This is a genomic window from Serratia grimesii (genome assembly GCF_900186025.1).
GTDB classification, from domain to species: domain Bacteria; phylum Pseudomonadota; class Gammaproteobacteria; order Enterobacterales; family Enterobacteriaceae; genus Serratia; species Serratia grimesii.
The window spans coordinates 1,639,461-1,658,348 of the sequence record NZ_LT883155.1 but is presented as its reverse complement, the minus strand read 5'-3'; the positions used below and the strand labels follow the sequence as shown (position 1 = coordinate 1,658,348).

The following is an 18,888-nucleotide window of genomic DNA, read 5'->3' as shown; positions in this document are numbered from 1 at the left end:
AGAGGGCCGAAAACTTTAAAATGGAATATAAATGTTCTTGGTATAGCCAAATTATAATCATGTATTGGCTTCACCATTATGTTATATGACGAATAAGAACATATTATGTAAAAAAACATTAGGACAAGAAAAGAAAATCCTATATTATTTTTTTTATTAAATCGCCACACATATAAAAACCCAATTATCAATGTAATAAAGAACACTATTGAGTCTAAAATTATTAGGCTACCCACATAACTCTCCGACTATACCATCTTGAAATGAGACCACTTCCATTTACTTCTCGCAGTTTATATTTGGCATATATGCTTCATTGGTAGTATTGTAGATAGCGTAGAGAAATAGTTTTATTCTCAAACGGATTACTGCCCCTATCAAATAAGAGACCTTTCTTTCTAGAAAGAATCAAATCATCAATATCTTCCAACTGATAAATATTTTCAATCTGCTGACTTATCTCAGTGATACCGCCTACAAAATTGGTAATAACAACCTTGCCAGCCATTGCACACTCCGCCACTACGCGACCAAATGGTTCCCTCCATTTGACAGGTAAAACAACTATATCAACCTTTTCCAAAAACGCGTTCACCGGTATAAAACCAAGTAAAGTGACACCACTGTTTTCAGCTAACTCTTTTAGTTTTATTTCGTCATTATTGAATCTTCCTGCTGCATAGAATTCAATTGACGGATCTTTTTTTCTTTTTCCTGCAATATCACAAAATATACTAAATCCTTTATCCTCTGTTAGCCTTCCGATAAAACCAATTTTTAAAATATCTGAAGACTCTGATATCACATCAATCATATCTACAGAGTTATAGATATGACCTTTTACCGCATTTGGAAAGAAGCCATCATCTTGGTGAAAATGAGTTATATACTTACTGATCCCAATATAGGTATCAACATACCGACTCATTCGACGCTTTAAAAAAGACCAAATCCGCACAGAAAGTATATCAACATCCATGTTTTCGCCATGATTAAACATGGTTGAATTAGGATGGAACAAATAATAATCTCTCGACGTATGAACTAATTTTATGTTTCTTTTTTTTATCGCTTTCCAAATTGAAACCGAAAAACCAGATATATTATTTGTATGTACAACTTGTGGCTGGAATATTTCAACTTCCTTGCCTACCTGATGATACATAAATGGGTTATACATATCAATGATATGCCATATTAACTTGGACAACTTATTTTTTGTTTTTCCGAATGGCCAATAAATATTTTTCAATGGCAAATAAACGACTTCAACACCATTTATTTCCTTTTCTTCTCTTTTAGCCGATTCGTGTAGTGTAACAACTCTTACTTTATTCCCATTCCTAACTAACTCCTCGGCTAAAAGCTGCACAGATACCTCAGCACCACCGATTGCATTAGGAGTATATAATGTATTAATCATCAATATATTCACCAGTACTCCTAAGATTTAAATTTTAATACTTGATTTTTTATCAAAATAAATAAAACATGATGATTATTTCATGCTAAAAAATGACATCTAAAAATCAGCAAGCAGATACAATACTGAACATAAATATACACGGTGGCATAACCTATATGCCACCGTGATTCATTTATTTATTTTCGGACTTGTACTCGTATTGATAGTACCCGTAGTTTCCGTAATAACTACTCGCCCTTTTCTCAACAGCATTAAGAATGACGCCTTTAATATCAACACCATTCTGATCAAAGCGACGGATACTAACATCAATTTCTTTAACTGTATTTAGGCCAAATCGAACAATCATTAATGATGTGCCTGCATGATTACCAATAATTGCAGCATCAGTAACCGCTAATATTGGTGGTGTATCAATTAATACAAGATCATAACTCTCTGAAGCCCATTTAACAAACTCACTAAACTCAGGTCGCATTAGCAATTCCGATGGGTTTGGCGGAATTTGTCCTCGAGAAATAAAGTCCATACTATCAATACTTGTCTTTTTAACTGCGTTCGCTGCGGTGATCTGCTTTGACAGGATATCTGAAAGACCATTTTGCCAAGATAGACCCAACAATGTATGCGAATAACCTTTACGCATATCAGCGTCAATCACTAAAATACGTAGTCCTGATTGCGCAATTACTGCTGCCAAGTTCATGCTAACAAATGTCTTACCAATATTTGGGCTTGCCCCCGAAATCATTAAAACATTGTTTTTTGCCTCTAACATTGCAAAGTGCAAACTTGTTCGCAAGCTTCGGATTGCTTCAATAGCTAGATCCGCTGGATTGCCCACAGCCAATAAATTCAGTGACCTGGTATTTGACTTTCTCTTTGCAACAGCAAAACTTTCTCTGTCCTTCTTCTGCTGCCACTCAGAAAGAGGAATGCTTGCGTAGACATTGATCCCCTCTTGCTCGAGCTCTTCTGGCGTTTCAATTCCTTTGCGGAATATTGTCTTCAACAATACAATTGCAATTGAAAGAACAGCACCAAGAAACACAGCCAAAAATATAATAATGGCTTTCTTCGGTTTCACTGGTTTTGGCTGTGTAACGGCAGAATCAACAATTCTGACATTACCGACAGTGCTAGCTTTAGTGATGCTTAGCTCTTGCTGTTTATTCAGCAATTGCATATAAATTTCTTTCCCCGCATCAACATCTCGCGTTAAACGAAGGATTTCTTGCTGCGTTTTCGGCATCGCACTGACACGTTTGTTTAGACGCTCACTTTCCTTTTCAAGAGTGCCTCTTTTCTCTAAGAGAGCTCTGTAGGCAGGATGCTCTTTTGTATACAACTTTGAAATTTCAGCTTCTTTAAACGTAAGTTCATTCAACTGTGTATCAACTGATACTATGGTATCTAGTACTGATTTAGCTTCCAACGACAAGTCTACTGAATCATTTTGTTGGCGGAATTGATTTAGCTTGTCTTCAGCTTTATCTAAAGAATTACGAACAGAAGGCAATTGATCTTTTAAGAAGTCTAGACTTTTCGCCGCCTCTTCAGATTTTCGTTCAACATTTTGCAATAGATAGTTGTTGCTAATACTATCTAAAGTTTTTTGCACCAAGACTGGGTCATCGCCTACATAGCTCAGTGAAAGGACACCGGTATCTTTTCCTTTATCCTCTACTGATAATGAAGCCAATATATCATTAACCGTTACCAATCTTGGCCTTTTTTCTATTTTGAACTCTGTACCTACGTCAGCAACAATATCACTAACCAATAATGATATGCCGTCCTTACTGACAAAATCACCAACTTTTCCGTCAATAATTACTTTAGAATCTGCAGATAAGGTATAACTATTTTCACCCGTAACCGTCAAAACTAAAGATTGATCCATCATGGATGATGGCATATTGAAACGCGACAGTGCTATTTTCCCAGACTTTTTCCCAGTTAATCGGGCCCAGCCGCGACCAAATATAGGGAAGAATTCTTCTTTAACTGATGTATCCAAATTCAAATCGTCAATTGCTTTCCCAATAACCATTCGCGATTGAATTAGCTCTATTTCAGTAGATGAAGCGGGTTGGCTTGTTGGTATCATCTCTGATAAATTATTCAGTAGCGAATTACCTGCATTCTGCTCTACCTGAATTAAAGAATCTGATTGATATTCTGGGGTTGCGAATAATGAATAGACGATGCCAATAACAGCAAACAATGTTGTAACGCCAACAATAAGCCAGCGGTTATCTAATAAATTACCAATTAGTCTTCCTAAATCTATTTCATCATTACTACTGCTTACCGCAGTCTTCATCTTAGTAGTCTCAGTCATTGTTATCTCTGTTTAACGATTTAATGCCTGTGCCCATTTATCTGCGGCTTCGGAAAGTAATTGGTAAACGAATGTGAAGGCTTCAGTGCTTTTCCCATAAGGATCCGTAACATCTCGCTGATTAAGCCAATGAGCAAACAACATCGTTTTTCCACGGACTTCTGGTGCTAAGCGACAAACACCATCGATATGCTCTTTTTCCATTACTAGGATAAGGTCATACTCACGACACATTTTTGCGGTTAATTGCTGCGCTTGATGTCCTTCGAGTGATAGACCATGTGCATTGGCAACCTCAATTGCCGTGGCATCAGCCGCTTTACCGACTAAAGCACCAAGCCCTGCAGAACTCACCTTCTTACCATCAAGGGCTTGCTTTAACAACCGCTCCCCGGTGGGGGAGCGGCAGATATTACCTACACAAACAACCAAGATCGAATTAAACATAAGCTTACCATGTATGAATGTAGCGAACAGTTTCAGTCATATCATGAACACCAGCAATGGTTGGCACCAATTGACTGATGACTCGATTCCAACGAATAATTGGCGCTGTGGTTACATACACAATATCGTAAGGCTGTAATTGGAATTCAGTTCCCATGACCAATGCGGAGGCATCTGAGGCATTCAATTGGTAAATATTTGCTATTTTCCGTCCTTCATTTCCACGTAGAGGGCGAATAATAAATACCCCTGTAGCATCTGCCACAGCTTGGTCCATACCTTCGGCATTACCCAAAGCTTCGGTCAGCGTCATACCGCTGCGGTCCATCTTCAGCGTGGTTTGCTTTTTGACTTCCCCCATAACAAAGATTTTCAGGTCATCATTACGTGGAATATAAAGAATATCACCTGGATACAGGAGCTGATTCTGCATAAGATCGCCTTTTTGCATCAAGGCCTGCAGTGAAATTCGTTTTTCTTTCCCATTGTGGGTTAATACTAGATTTCGCCAATCCGCATCTTCCGAAAGCCCACCCGCCGCATTAATTGCATCCATGACAGTTAACGGCACATTAGTAATCGGCTGCTGCCCAGAGTTTTTTACCTCACCGGTAATGTAAGCCTTCTGAGAACGGAATGCTGCAATACTTACATCAACTTGTGGGCTTTCAATATATTGAGCCAGTCGCCCAGCAATATCAGAACGAATCTGGCTAACGGTTTTACCCGCAACTTTAACCTTACCGATATAAGGATAGAAAATGGTACCATCCGAATTCACCCAGTTCCCGGTATCACTGGCACTACGGTATTGCCCTGCCGGAGTTGTCAGTTCAGGATGGTCCCATACTGTCACCATCAATACATCGCCAACACCAATCCGGTATTCGTAATTCTGTAGCTCTCGCTCTAGCCCTGGGTTAGTCTGCGCAGTCACTGCCTTTGGACGCATTTTTTCAACCAATCCTGGCGTCATTGGGTAAATATTCACCAATTTGTCAAGATCGAAATCGCTATCATCTTGTTTAACAACATCTTTCCCCATCGTTGAAAGACCTGAACCAGGCACGACCGTACACCCGCTAATCACACTAATTGATACCAGGAGTGGTATCAGTTTCCATTGTTTTTTTGCCATCGAGTTATCATCACTATCAAAAGTTAGAACGTTTGCGGTGCTAAGCCCCTGGCCAACCGTGGCGCTTATCGCGGCACTCAGCAAAATGGTTTGTCATCTGCCCAAGCGCATATGAAAATTCGCATTCATTGAGCAAGCATTGAATTTTGGTCTGCTAGTATAAGCACTAAGTTGAGAGCATTATTACATAATAATCAAAGAAAAGAGTATGCACGTCAACCAAACGTAACTGAAGGCCGCCTAGGTATTGCACTTAGTCAGCCCTCAAAATTTTTCGCGGCATTAATTATTTATAATGAAAGCTGCTCTGCCCACTCGCGAAAAGCTTTACCTTGCGTAGGATGGCGTAAACCGTAAGTAACAAACGCGCGTAGGTAGCCCATTTTTTCACCGCAGTTAAAAGACTCCCCTACTAACTCAGTCGCTTCAACTGGTTTGTGTTTCAGCAATTCAGCAATAGCGTCTGTTAGTTGGATACGCCCCCAAGCGCCCGGTTCGGTTTTTTCTAAAATAGGCCAGATATCGGCGGAGAGAACATAGCGCCCTACCGCGGAGTAATTGGATTTCAACTGAACTTCACGGCCCGGTTTTTCGATAATAGACGTCATGCGAGAACTTTCGCCCGGTTGCAATTTATTCGCTTCACATTCAACTACCGAGTAATCGTACAGCACATGCTCATCAGCAGCCTGTACCAATACCTGGCTCAGTCCCGTCTGTTCAAAGCGGGCAATCATATGAGGTAAATTATCTTTCTTCAGGTCGGCTTTGGCGTCATCAAGCAGGACATCGGGCAACAGAACCACAAAAGGTGAATCCCCTACCAAGGGTTTGGCACAAAGTACCGCATGACCTAACCCCTTTGGCTGCCCCTGACGAATGTGCATCAGCGTTACGCCTTTAGGGGTAATTGACTGAACTTCTTCCAGCAGTTGACGCTTCACGCGAGCTTCAAGCATCGCTTCCAATTCAAATGAAGTATCAAAGTGGTTTTCAATCGCGTTTTTCGATGAGTGTGTCACCAGGATAATTTCTTTGATTCCAGCAGCGACGCACTCATTGACAATGTATTGAATCAACGGTTTATCTACGATCGGCAACATTTCTTTTGGAATGGCCTTGGTTGCAGGCAGCATACGCATACCCAAGCCTGCAACAGGAATGACAGCTTTCAACGTGGTCATGATAATCCTCTTTCAATATTGTGATCGTATTTTCAGCCGCAACCGTTACTTGCTATTTAATGTCTGCTTCAGCCATTGGGTAAAACCCTCCCCTTCAGAGGCATGACGCAAGCCATATTGCACAAACGCTTTCATGTAACCCAGCTTATCACCACAGTCGTGCGACTTGCCGCTCATATGGAAAGCCTCTACGGTTTGTGCATCCATCAGCATGGCAATCGCATCAGTAAGCTGGATTTCATCTCCCGCCCCCGGCAACGTTTTTTCCAGCAACGGCCAGATATCGGCGGACAGAACATAACGGCCCACTACAGCCAGATTGGATGGCGCGTCCTCACGAGCAGGTTTTTCCACTACCGCAGTCATCGGAGTACTCTCTCCTGCCGACAACGCCGCACCACCACAGTCCACCACACCGTATTTCGAAACATCCTGCTCCGGTACCGGTTCCACCATAATCTGGCTATAGCCAGTTTCGGTGAAACGTTGGATCATTTTGGCTAGGTTCTCTTTACGCAGATCGGCTGTCGAATCATCCAACAATACATCAGGTAACAACACCACAAAAGGATCATCGCCGACCATTGGTTTAGCGCATAGAACGGCATGGCCCAAGCCTTTTGCCTGACCTTGGCGCACTTGCATTACCGTCACATCGTCTGGGCAGATAGTCTGTACTTCTTCGAGAAGTTGGCGCTTAACACGTGACTCCAGAACCGCCTCGAGTTCAAAAGAGGTATCGAAGTGGTTCTCAATCGCATTTTTAGAGGAATGGGTAACCAATACAATATCTTTAATCCCTGCGGCCACACATTCATTAACAATGTACTGAATCAATGGTTTATCGACCACCGGCAGCATTTCTTTAGGAATGGCTTTTGTCGCAGGCAACATACGGGTTCCCAGGCCAGCTACGGGGATCACAGCCTTCAGTCTCTTTTGCATATTTTTCATCCAATCAATAATTTTGACGTAGCCGAACTAAGCCTTATCCAGAACGCTTATCAAAACAGGAACCGAGTGGTGCAGACACGCTACCGCCCCTGGCTCTCAGCTACCAATGCACTGTCATCATTTTCTATAGAGCAATCAGGAGGCCCAATCGCTTTGCAATGTAAATTAAAGGCCATGCTCTTTGCTAAGTGACGCTCATGTCACATAAAAGCAAAAATAACTGCGCTCTTAAAACCAAACGATGATACTTGTAAATGTTTATGTGGCTAAGATTCTTATACTATTAACTTATCGATACAAGTCTAAGATACCTGCTGAGTGCCCTTTTCAGATTAAGACTACCCATCGGCGTGAACTGAACAAAGTGTAGCAGGCCAAATCACATATAACTAATTGATATTTTTAAATTATATTTCCACCATTTCATCTACAATTAACCCCTCCCTTTTCTTAAGACTCGTCCCTTTTGCATCAAAAAAAACCTCTGACCGCATAATCTCATCCGACGAGCCCAATAAGAGGGTGATTTTTTATGCATTATTTTGGCTTAACCCCATCCTATCTTAGATGCACATTGCCAAAGCAGGGTTTAAAAGTTGAATTTTCCCGCCTCAGCACCCATCATTCCCCTGCGGCATAAGCCGTCGAACTTACAGGTGAAATTGGGCGTATGGAATGGATCGCAGATCCAACAATTTGGGCCGGCCTGGCCACTCTGGTCGTGCTGGAAATCGTTCTGGGTATAGACAACCTTATCTTTATTGCCATTCTGGCGGAGAAATTACCAAAACATCAAAGGGATAAGGCTCGTGTTGTCGGCTTATTGCTCGCATTGTTGATGCGCTTAGCGCTGTTGGCATCCATCTCATGGCTGGCCACACTCACCCAACCGCTGTTCTTTGCTTCTGGACACCCTTTCAGCGGCCGCGATCTTATTATGCTGGTCGGGGGTATCTTCCTGCTATTTAAAGCCACAATGGAGTTGAACGAGCGGCTGGAGGGTAAAGATGAACAACAACATGGCCAGCGCAAAGGCGCCCGTTTCTGGCCTGTTGTAGCGCAAATCGTGGTATTGGATGCCGTCTTCTCGCTCGACTCAGTGATTACCGCCGTCGGCATGGTCGATCACCTGGCAGTGATGATGATAGCAGTTTGTATCGCGATCGGACTGATGTTGCTGGCCAGCAAGCCGCTCACGCGATTCGTCAACGCCCACCCGACGATCGTTATCCTGTGCCTGAGCTTCTTGTTGATGATTGGCTTCAGTTTGGTTGCTGAAGGATTCGGCTACCATATTCCGAAAGGCTATTTGTATGCTGCCATTGGTTTCTCGGTGATGATTGAAGCGTTAAACCAATTGTCCCAGTTCAACCGCCGTCGTTTCCTGTCAACAGTGCGACCGTTGCGAGAACGAACTGCGGAAGCCGTATTGCGCATGCTGAGTGGGAAGCACGAAGAAGCCGAAGTGGATAGCCACTCAGCCAACCTGTTGGCCGATAGTACCAGTGAAAGCGGTGAGATTTTCAATCAGCAAGAACGCCATATGATAGAAAGGGTGTTAGGCATGGCGCAGCGCACAGTAAGCAGCATCATGACTTCACGCCACGATGTGGAATATCTTGAGCTGAATGATCCGCAAGAAAAGCTGACACAGTTGCTTGAGCGAAATCAGCATACGCGCATTGTCGTGGTGGAGAACAGTGCCAGCGATGAACCGCTCGGCGTCATCCATACTATTGATGTGCTGAAACAGCAATTAGCTCAGGCGCCGCTCGATTTACGGGCATTGGTCCTTCAGCCGCTGATATTCCCAGAGCAATTAACTCTGTTGAGCGCGTTGGAGCAATTCCGCCAGGCACAGACGCATTTTGCCTTTGTTGTCGATGAGTTTGGCTCGGTCGAAGGAATTGTGACACTGACAGACGTGATGGAAACCATTGCCGGTAATCTGCCGGAAGCGGGTGAAGAAGTCGATGCACGGCATGACATCCAGCAAAATGATGATGGCAGTTGGACCGCCAATGGTTATATGCCGCTGGAAGACCTGGTGTTGTATTTACCGCTCCCGCTGGAGGAGAAACGTGAGTATCACACGCTGGCCGGCTTACTGATGGAACACAGCCAGCGTATTCCTCAAGAGGGTGAACAATTACGAATTGGTGACTATCTGTTTGAACCGCTGGAAGTCAGTAGCCACCGTATTTTGAAAGTAAAGATCACCCCACTGTTAGTGCCAGAACCTGACTACGAAGTATAAACAGGAGCCGGGCACCCATCGCCCGGCGACCTATTACAAATGCTGAGGAACCAGCAGTTCTGTCGCCACAATCACAACAATCAATCCGACAATCACCGGTACCGACGTGCGTTTTACGACTTCGAACGGAGAGATTTTCGCCATGCCTGATACCGCTACTACTACACCAGAAACCGGTGACAACGTACGACCCAGATTCGACGCCTGTAGCATCGGGATCACCAAATACGCCGGATTGACCCCCATCTGCGCCGCCAGCTTGGGAATGAGCTCAACGAAAGCATAGAAAGGTGCGTTCCCCGAACCGGTCGTCATTGCCGCCAGCATGGTAATCACCACCAGTACCAGCATCATGATAATGCCGCCGGTGCCAAACGACTGTGCCAGGCTGATCAGCCCGCTGATAAAGCCTACGGTACTCAACCCCTGAGCAAATACGCCCGCCGCAACCAACAGCATTACCACACTGGCAAAGGCATCCGCCATTCCCCGGTAGGCAACTTCCAGGCCGGTAAACACCTGTTTGGCACTGAAGCTTCGCAAGAACTCAATCACTGCCGCCAATAACATGCACCCTACCAACACGGTGATAATGTGCAGTTCCGGTCCCCATTTACCGTCAAACACCAATACCCCGAGGATCGGCGTAAAGGGTAAAATGGCGTAGAACCCTGGCGCATGCGTAGTTATTTCACTCACATCCATAATGTGGTGCTGTTCGTTATTCTTCTTGTCGAGGTAGCGTTGCCAGAAAAAATGCGCAACGGCCATGCAGACAATCGCCGCAATGGATATCGGTAAGGTGGTTTTAAACGCAAAATCGACTAGCGGCATTTCCGCAGCCTTGGCAGCCAGCACCACATCACCTGAAGTTGGTGCAAGGATAATCGCCGCCGGTGAAGCACAGATAGCTGCCGCAGCACCGCGGCTAATACCCACGTTGACCATCAGTGGGAATAATGTGGCCATCAGCAGTACCCCCAAACCGGTTGCGGAGGAAACAGCCAGTGACATCAGGCAAGCGACAAAATAGGCTGCCACCATCAAAAGATAGGGGGAGTTGATCATCTGTAATGGACGTGAAGCCAGCTTTACGACCACGTCATTAGCACCAATGTGGGTCATATACGCCGCAAACCCGCACAGCATCATGATCATCATGCCAAGATCGCCACCGCGGCTCATCAGCAAGATTTTGACGTACTCAATGATATCCGTCGCGCGCCACCCTGTAGATGTCGCGTTGGCAGGCAGCAGGCTCTTGCCCATCAGGGCGCTGATTGCCAATAAAAGCAGTCCCCCCACCATCAATACGCCAGTAGCGGAGTAGCCTTTGATGATGTAGCGTCCAACACCCGCCGCAACGACCGCCCCGATCAGAAGTTCTATCATATTCCCTCAACTTATTGTTTGACCGTGCTGAAATGTAGAAATCATTTAACTGGGCACACTCTGCACAAACTCATTCAAAGACGTCATGATATCCGTCAAAGTTACAGGAGGAAATTATTGGAAAAGAGGAATAGTTTTGAGGGGGTCACAGAGTGTGCGGGCCGCTAAACGGCCCACACTATTCGTGATTAGAGCTTATCGAGCAGTTTTTTCAGATCCTGGCCTTCACGCGAATCCTTGTTCTTATCAGCCCACTTATTTAACGCTTCTTTCGCCCGGTCCTGCAACGTTTTACGCAATATCTGATCAACCTGTAACTGGTAGTTGAGCTGGCTCCATGGACCGTATACACGCAGCGGGATAGGCGTTTTCTGCAGCTGTTCGATAAGATCACTACGCCCTTGCCAACCACCGGTTACTCGTACATTAAGCGCCATATCGCACTGTTTACCTGGCATATCCACCGTGCCGCTCCCGCTCAAATTCAACAACGGAGAATCGGCGCCCAGTTCAGTGATTTTTACCGTACCGCTATTCAAACTGGCTTTTGCCGACAGCTGCTTCACTTCGGTATAACGCTGGTAATCGTTCTGCCCACGCACGCTACTGTCGTTGCGAGCCACCGCTTGCTGAATCAACTGTTGAATATTCAGGCCGTGCAACTGTGCATCTTGCATCGCCAACTGAGCAGTTCCTTGCCAACGCCGCTCAAACGATTGTGACGTCAGGCGATCGCCGGTCAAATCCCCTTGCATGCTGAGTTTGCCAGTTAATACCTGTGGCATATCGAACGCTTTCAATACCGTGCCCAGCTCAACCTGCCTCAATACCGGCTTCACCGCGATAACCGGCCGGTTGTGGCGCGCATCCAGCGAACCAGGCAAAGCAAAGTCGCCGCCGGCTAACTGTCCTGAGAGTGAATGTACCGTTAGCAAACCCTGCTGATTTTCCGCTTGCGTTGATAAATGGGCAATATTCATGCCGCGGTAGGTCAGTTGATCAACGCTCAAATTAAGTTGTGCGTTGAAGTCTCGCAACACTTCGAGATTTTGCTGTGGATCGTCCATTTGATTGGCAATCACTGGTGCGGATGTCGTGCCTTGTGTTGGCTGCACTTGCGAACCGGACTTGGACTGCCAACCAGAAAGTGCGTCTAAATCTACCGTGGTGGATGTCAGGTTTAACACATAGGTTGGCACATCACCAATCTGTACACTGGCGCCGCCTGAGAATTGACTGTCATTAGCGCTCAGGGTCAGTTGACTTAACGCGACTTGCTGCGGCATTTGTTGATATACCATCTGAGCGCTGCCATCACCCTTGATACCACCGACCAAAATATCTGCACCTTCAAGCTGGTAATTGAATTGGCTGATATTGGCCGTAATGCGTCGCGGATATTGCTGCAGATCGATATCTGCCACCATGTTGAAACTCAGATCGCGTTGATCTCGGTTCACCCGGCTGGAAAGTTCCATTTGCGCCTGGCGTTTGGCATTTTGTTTAAGGGTAAGATTAATATCGCGAACGTTGATTTGTTCATTGTTGGCGCGCTGCCAGATCAGCAGGCTATCTACCACCTTCAGATTATCAATGTCAAACTTCCACGGTGTATCCACCGACTCTGTAGGATTGCCCGCGGGCGCGATAGGCGCATCTGGCTGATTTTGTTCTTCACTGTCGGGTGTAAGGCGGATGACGGCATTTTTCAGCATCACCTGTTTCACAAACAGCTGATGTGACAACAACGGCAGCAACTTGACATCAAGGCGCATGTTATCCGCACTCACCACGGGCGCGTTGGCTCCGGGAGCGGTCAGCGTCATACGCCCTGCCAGAATGCTTAGCTGCGGCCAAATATGCCAACGCAGATCGCCATCCAATGTCAGATGATAACCGCTCTTTTGTTCGACTTTCGTGACCATATAGGCACGAAAATCATTCGGATTAACCAAAAGTACCAGCGCGGATATTCCCGCCACCAGCACCACCAGTAAAATCGCCAAAGTCGTCAGTAATCTTCTCATGCCATCCTCTTGTCAGCGCCACACTAACCCTATCACCAGCGCTGTTAGTCCTTGTCAATTCGACTGGCTACTGCACCCTGTTGATCGCGGTATTTTGCATCCTGGCGGCTATTGTAAGGACGTGCTGCCGGTCCGGACAACGGTTCAAAGCTCAACGCGCCGATCAGCATACCCGGACGCAATGCCAGCGGCAGCTTACCTGAATTATAGAACTCCAGAACAATGCGGCCCTGCCAGCCGGGATCGATACGGTGCGCGGTAACGTGAACCATCAGCCCCAAGCGCGCTAAGGAGGAGCGGCCATCCAGCCAACCCACCAGATCGTTTGGCAGCGTGACCGACTCCAAAGTGACTGCCAGTGCCAGTTCCCCCGGATGCAGGAAGAAGGCTTCGCCTTCCGGCAGGACGATTTCGTCACTCATCACGCGGTCCAACGCAGCGCTGACTTCGTCTTTCGGCCCGCTGAGGTCGATAAATGCCGCAGTGTGACCACGAAACACACGGAACTGATTGCCTAAACGGACATCCACTGTGGCCCCGTTAATACGCTCAATCGGCGGACGCGGTGAAATCACCAGTTTTTCACAATCCAGCCAGGCTTCTATATCACGGTCGCACAGTCTCATTTATTCATCTCCATCAAGGCGTGTCACTAAAACAAAAATTGCCACACAACGGGCAAAAGGTCTACGCCGCGGCGTAAATAGTTGCCCGCAGGCCGGAAACATGGGTTTTCCGGCCATTGAGTGGCATTACTCAAAGAATTGGCTAATTTTGGCTTTAAGAATGTCGATCGCAATACGGTTTTTCCCGCCACGTGGAACGATAATGTCGGCGTATTGTTTGGAAGGTTCGATAAACTGCAGGAACATCGGACGGACGGTTTTCTGGTATTGCGCCATCACCGAATCCATCGAGCGACCACGTTCATTCACGTCACGCTTCATTCGACGCATCAGGCAAATATCCAGCGGCGTATCGACAAAGATCGAGAAATTCATTTCCTGGCGCAAACGGATATCCGTCAACAGCAGGATCCCCTCAAGAATAATCACCTTTTTGGGTTCCAGGTGAATGGTCTCTTTCTTACGCGTGTGTTCAGTGTAACTGTACAAGGGTAACTCTATCGCCTTGCCCGATTTCAGCATTTGCAAATGCTGGAACAGCAGGTTGTGATCCATGGCACTCGGGTGGTCATAGTTTGTTTTGACCCGTTCTTCCATGGTGAGATGAGTCTGGTCTTTGTAGTAACTGTCTTCAGGAATAACGCCGATGTGTTCATCGCCAACCTGATCGCGAAGTTCACGATATAACGTACTGGCGATAAGGCTTTTTCCGGAGGCAGATGCGCCAGCTATACCAATAATGACGCACTGATGCGGCTTGTCAGTCATAAAATTGAAGACCTGATTTCGTAGTGTGAAGGGGGGGAACTAAAACGCGACAATTATAGGGAGTTAGCGGGCATTGCGCCAGACTATATTGTCGGCACAAGGGCGCTATCTCTGGTTATTTTGCCAGAAGTGGCATTCAACGGTTTTAAGATTATTGCGTCTAGGGCAATTCAACGTCACAAGGTAAACTCCGTGGCTTGATGATGCTCCTTGACCGAGGATGCTGTATTTCACCGGAGACTAACGTGCTGGACTGGCATTTTTTGACATTTTTTGGCGACAGCATGTTGCTGTTGCCCTGCTCGCTGATTCTTTTTGCCGTATTAGTCGCCTCACGCACCACACGGACCGCTGGCTGGCAATGGGCGCTGATCTTCGGCTGCGCCGGTGGTGTGGTATGCATATCCAAACTGGCTTTTATGGGTTGGGGCATTGGGATAAAAAGTTATGACTTTACCGGCTTTAGCGGCCACTCTGCATTGGCGGCCAGTATCTGGCCGGTACTGCTCTGGGCACTGACCGGACGTTTCTCACACGCCGTACGCAGCATGGCACTGGTTGTGGGGTTGGTATTGCCTGTCACCATAGGGCTATCGCGGTTAGCTATCCATGTCCATTCACCTTCGGAAGTCGTGAGCGGCCTGATACTTGGCTATCTGGCCAGTACGCTGTTTTTGTGGTTGCAGCGCGGTAAGCCGCGCCCTCAGCTATCAACACCGCAGATCGTCGTTGCACTGGCACTGCCAATGGTGCTGATGGGGGTACGACAACCCGCGCCGACGCAAGGGCTGCTGGAACATATTGCGACTGTTTTGGCGAAGATCGAACGCCCGTATACCCGGGCTGATTTGCACAAACAGGCTATCGTCCCATAAGCAAAACCCCGGAACTTGTCCGGGGTTTTGTTTTTTAGCCAGTGATGATTACAACGCGCGGAAAGAGATTTCCGTCGGGATCGCTTCACCCTGCCAGTACATTTGCGCGGCAACACGACCGGCAAGTTGACGGTACAGTTCGGCAAACTCACTGTCCGGGCGACTGATCACCGTCGGTTCACCGCGATCCAAATCCTCACGCAGTGAAATATGCAGCGGCAATTGTCCCAACAGACGGCTGTGGTATTTTTTCACCAACTTCTCAGCCCCGCCGGTCCCGAAGATCGGCTCATGGTGACCGCAATTGCTGCAAATATGCACGCTCATATTTTCCACAATACCCAAAACCGGCACGTGAACCTTTTCGAACATGACAATACCCTTGGCAGCGTCAAGCAACGCAATGTCCTGCGGCGTAGTGACCACCAATGCCCCGGTAACCGGGATGTTCTGCGACAAGGTCAACTGAATATCGCCAGTGCCCGGTGGCATATCCAGTACCAAATAGTCCAAATCTGGCCACAACGTATCTTGCAGCAACTGCATCAGCGCTTTGCTGGCCATAGGACCACGCCAAACCATAGCATTGTCGTCAGTCACCAGATAACCAATCGAATTGGTTGCCAGACCATGCGCCACAATCGGTGCCATATGCTGACCGTCTGGTGACGTTGGGCGTTCATTTTCAGTGCCCAGCATATTCGGGATCGACGGTCCATAAATGTCAGCATCCAAAATACCGACCTTGGCCCCTTCCGCTGCCAGCGCTAATGCGAGGTTAACCGCAGTGGTAGATTTACCCACCCCGCCTTTGCCGGAACTGATAGCAATAATATTACGCACGCCCTTGATGCCAGCCTGATCGTTGGCACGTTTCAGCGTGGTGATGTCATGCTTCAGCTTCCAGTCGATCGCCTCAGCCCCCGTCACGCGGAGTAACTCTGCGCTGACGGTGTCCTTCAGGACGTCGAAACCGCTCTGCCAGGCAAATGGCATGGTCAATTCAATATGCAGTACATCGTCCAGCAGCGCACAATGGTGAATTGCCTTCAGCGCGGTCAGATTATTTTTTAACGTCGGGTGTTCAAAGGCGGCCAGTACTCCGGTCACCAGGGCACGCAGAACTTCGGGGTTAGTCTGCTCAGGGGATTTTGCGCTCATCCCGGCTCCTTGATTTTGAATGGATAGCTTCCTGCTTAGCATATCAGAACTGCGCGCCCGCCGACGCATGTCTGCATAAAGAAACCGCCCTAGCCGTGGCGAGCACGATCGGGTAACATCGAAGACCCTTTTTATTCATTACAGAAACCAAGTTCTCACTATGGCTCAAGTCGCGAAAAAATTATTGGTGACGTGCGCGCTACCGTACGCAAATGGTTCCATCCATCTCGGCCACATGCTCGAGCACATCCAGGCAGATATCTGGGTTCGTTACCAACGAATGCGCGGCAACGAGGTTCATTTCATCTGTGCGGACGACGCGCACGGCACGCCGATCATGCTGAAAGCGCAGCAGTTGGGCATTCAGCCAGAAGAAATGATTGCGGAGATGAGCCAAGAGCACCAACAGGATTTCGCCGGTTTTGGCATCAGCTATGATAACTATCATTCAACCCATAGCGATGAGAACCGTGAGCTGTCGAGCCTGATTTATGGTCGCCTGAAAGAAAACGGCTTTATCAAAAACCGGACAATTTCTCAGCTGTACGATCCGGAGAAAGGCATGTTCCTGCCTGACCGCTTCGTAAAAGGCACCTGCCCAAAATGCAAATCACCAGATCAATACGGTGATAACTGCGAAGTTTGCGGTGCAACCTATAGCCCGACCGAACTGATCGATCCGAAATCCGTGGTATCTGGCTCTACGCCGGTACTGCGCGATTCCGAGCACTTCTTCTTTGATCTGCCTGAGTTCAGCGCCATGCTGCAAGCGTGGACCCGTTCCGGCGCGCTGCAAGAGCAAGTCGCGAACAAGATGCAGGAGTGGTTTGAGTCCGGTCTGCAACAGTGGGATATCTCCCGTGATGCGCCGTATTTCGGCTTTGAAATCCCGGATGCCCCAGGCAAATACTTCTACGTCTGGCTGGATGCGCCAATCGGCTACATGGGCTCATTCAAAAACCTGTGTGACAAGCGTGGTGACCTGGACTTTGACGAGTTCTGGCGCAAAGACTCCACCACCGAGCTGTATCACTTTATTGGCAAGGACATCGTTTATTTCCACAGCCTGTTCTGGCCGGCAATGCTGGAAGGCAGTAACTTCCGCAAACCGACTAACCTGTTCGTACACGGTTATGTGACGGTGAACGGCGCCAAGATGTCCAAGTCTCGCGGCACCTTTATCAAGGCCGGCACCTATCTGCAACACCTGGATGCCGATTGCCTGCGTTACTACTACGCCGCTAAGCTGTCTTCACGCATTGACGATATCGACCTGAATCTGGAAGATTTCGTGCAGCGCGTGAACGCCGACATCGTGAACAAAGTGGTGAACCTGGCCTCTCGCAACGCTGGTTTTATCAGCAAACGCTTTGGTGGCCAACTGGCCGACAAACTGGCGGCCCCTGCGCTGTACCAGACCTTCGTTGACGCGGCACAAAGTATCGCCGACGCCTATGCCAGCCGTGAGTCTGGCCGGGCAATCCGCGAAATCATGGCATTGGCCGACCTGGCTAACCGTTATGTGGATGAGCAGGCGCCGTGGGTCGTGGCGAAACAAGAAGGCCGCGATGCCGATTTACAAGCCATCTGTTCAATGGGCATCAACCTGTTCCGCGTATTGATGACCTACTTGAAGCCGGTGCTGCCGTCACTGACCGAACGTACCGAAGCTTTCCTCAACTGCGAGCTTAGCTGGGATAGCATTCAGCAGCCGTTGCTGAGCCATCAGGTCAATCCATTCAAAGCGCTGTTCAACCGTATCGATCTGGACAAGGTGAATGAAATGGTAAGCGCGTCGAAAGAAGACATGACAGCGGCTAAAGTTGTCACCGGCCCGCTGGCTGACGATCCCATTCAGGACACGATCACCTTTGACGATTTCGCCAAAGTTGACATGCGGATCGCACTGATCAAAAGCGCCGATTTTGTTGAAGGTTCGGATAAGCTGCTTAAGCTGCAGTTAGATCTGGGCGGTGAAATGCGTCAGATCTTCTCTGGCATTCGCTCCGCTTACCCAGATCCGAAAGCGCTTGAAGGCCGACTGACCATTATGGTTGCCAACCTTGCACCTCGTAAAATGCGCTTCGGCATTTCCGAAGGCATGGTGATGGCTGCCGGCCCAGGTGGTAAAGAGATCTTCCTGCTTAGCCCAGACAGCGGCGCACAACCAGGGATGCAGGTGAAATAACACCCGCTTCCACTGCCACAAGGGTCGAGCTTGCTCGGCCCTTTTTATTTTCAATCTCTAATGCTATCGATTCACTGTCCTACTCAGCAAAGGGCAATACC

At 47.5% G+C, this 18,888-nt stretch carries 14 protein-coding genes; 3 read left to right on the top strand and 11 right to left on the bottom strand.

The features are described 5' to 3' along the window. Positions 1-313: 313 nt before the first annotated feature. From SGBXF1_RS07770 to galU, 6 genes are all read right to left on the bottom strand, one after another. Positions 314-1,435 carry a glycosyltransferase family 4 protein gene (locus SGBXF1_RS07770; RefSeq protein ID WP_186428109.1) on the bottom strand — a complete coding sequence of 374 codons (1,122 nt, stop codon included), beginning with the start codon at positions 1,433-1,435 and terminating at the stop codon, positions 314-316. A gap of 163 nt (positions 1,436-1,598) precedes the next feature. Then, a complete protein-coding gene (gene wzc, locus SGBXF1_RS07765) occupies positions 1,599-3,770 on the bottom strand; it encodes a tyrosine-protein kinase Wzc (RefSeq protein ID WP_186428108.1) in 2,172 nt (723 codons plus the stop codon). Between the two features lie 12 nt (positions 3,771-3,782). Beyond that, complete coding sequence (locus tag SGBXF1_RS07760) at positions 3,783-4,217, bottom strand: arsenate reductase/protein-tyrosine-phosphatase family protein (RefSeq protein ID WP_186428107.1); 435 nt, start codon at positions 4,215-4,217, stop codon at positions 3,783-3,785. Positions 4,218-4,221: 4 nt separating this feature from the next. Next, positions 4,222-5,355 (bottom strand): polysaccharide export protein, encoded by a 1,134-nt coding sequence (locus SGBXF1_RS07755; protein ID WP_186428106.1) that lies wholly within the window; start codon positions 5,353-5,355, stop codon positions 4,222-4,224. A 290-nt stretch (positions 5,356-5,645) separates the two neighbouring features. Continuing rightward, positions 5,646-6,539 (bottom strand): UTP--glucose-1-phosphate uridylyltransferase, encoded by an 894-nt coding sequence (locus tag SGBXF1_RS07750; RefSeq protein ID WP_186428105.1) that lies wholly within the window; start codon positions 6,537-6,539, stop codon positions 5,646-5,648. A gap of 45 nt (positions 6,540-6,584) precedes the next feature. Beyond that, positions 6,585-7,484 (bottom strand): UTP--glucose-1-phosphate uridylyltransferase GalU, encoded by a 900-nt coding sequence (gene galU, locus SGBXF1_RS07745; protein WP_130379872.1) that lies wholly within the window; start codon positions 7,482-7,484, stop codon positions 6,585-6,587. A 679-nt stretch (positions 7,485-8,163) separates the two neighbouring features. Between galU and SGBXF1_RS07740 the strand changes: the two genes are divergently transcribed. After that, on the top strand, positions 8,164-9,750 hold the full coding sequence (locus tag SGBXF1_RS07740; RefSeq protein WP_130379870.1) for a TerC family protein: 1,587 nt from the start codon (positions 8,164-8,166) through the stop codon (positions 9,748-9,750). A 33-nt stretch (positions 9,751-9,783) separates the two neighbouring features. On the opposite strand, the gene dcuC is transcribed toward SGBXF1_RS07740, so the two are convergent. From dcuC to udk, 4 genes are all read right to left on the bottom strand, one after another. Further along, entirely contained in the window at positions 9,784-11,142 is a 1,359-nt protein-coding gene (dcuC, locus tag SGBXF1_RS07735; RefSeq protein WP_130379868.1) for an anaerobic C4-dicarboxylate transporter DcuC, read from the bottom strand. 188 nt (positions 11,143-11,330) lie between these two features. Then, a complete protein-coding gene (gene asmA, locus SGBXF1_RS07730; protein ID WP_186428104.1) occupies positions 11,331-13,169 on the bottom strand; it encodes an outer membrane assembly protein AsmA in 1,839 nt (612 codons plus the stop codon). Between the two features lie 44 nt (positions 13,170-13,213). Beyond that, positions 13,214-13,795, bottom strand: a complete 582-nt coding sequence (dcd, locus tag SGBXF1_RS07725) for a dCTP deaminase (protein ID WP_012006010.1) — start codon at positions 13,793-13,795, stop codon at positions 13,214-13,216. Positions 13,796-13,921: 126 nt separating this feature from the next. Next, complete coding sequence (udk, locus tag SGBXF1_RS07720; protein ID WP_004942376.1) at positions 13,922-14,563, bottom strand: uridine kinase; 642 nt, start codon at positions 14,561-14,563, stop codon at positions 13,922-13,924. Positions 14,564-14,808: 245 nt separating this feature from the next. Between udk and SGBXF1_RS07715 the strand changes: the two genes are divergently transcribed. Then, positions 14,809-15,438 carry a phosphatase PAP2 family protein gene (locus SGBXF1_RS07715; RefSeq protein WP_037420180.1) on the top strand — a complete coding sequence of 210 codons (630 nt, stop codon included), beginning with the start codon at positions 14,809-14,811 and terminating at the stop codon, positions 15,436-15,438. 48 nt (positions 15,439-15,486) lie between these two features. Here the strand turns inward: SGBXF1_RS07715 and apbC are convergent, their stop codons facing one another. Then, the gene (gene apbC, locus SGBXF1_RS07710) at positions 15,487-16,599 is read right to left on the bottom strand and encodes an iron-sulfur cluster carrier protein ApbC (RefSeq protein WP_037420181.1); all 1,113 of its coding nucleotides are present in this window, start codon (positions 16,597-16,599) and stop codon (positions 15,487-15,489) included. Between the two features lie 160 nt (positions 16,600-16,759). Here apbC and metG point away from each other — a divergent pair, with 160 nt between their 5' ends. Then, positions 16,760-18,787, top strand: coding sequence for a methionine--tRNA ligase (gene metG / locus SGBXF1_RS07705; RefSeq protein ID WP_061807088.1), 2,028 nt, complete (start codon positions 16,760-16,762; stop codon positions 18,785-18,787). Positions 18,788-18,888 lie beyond the last annotated feature (101 nt).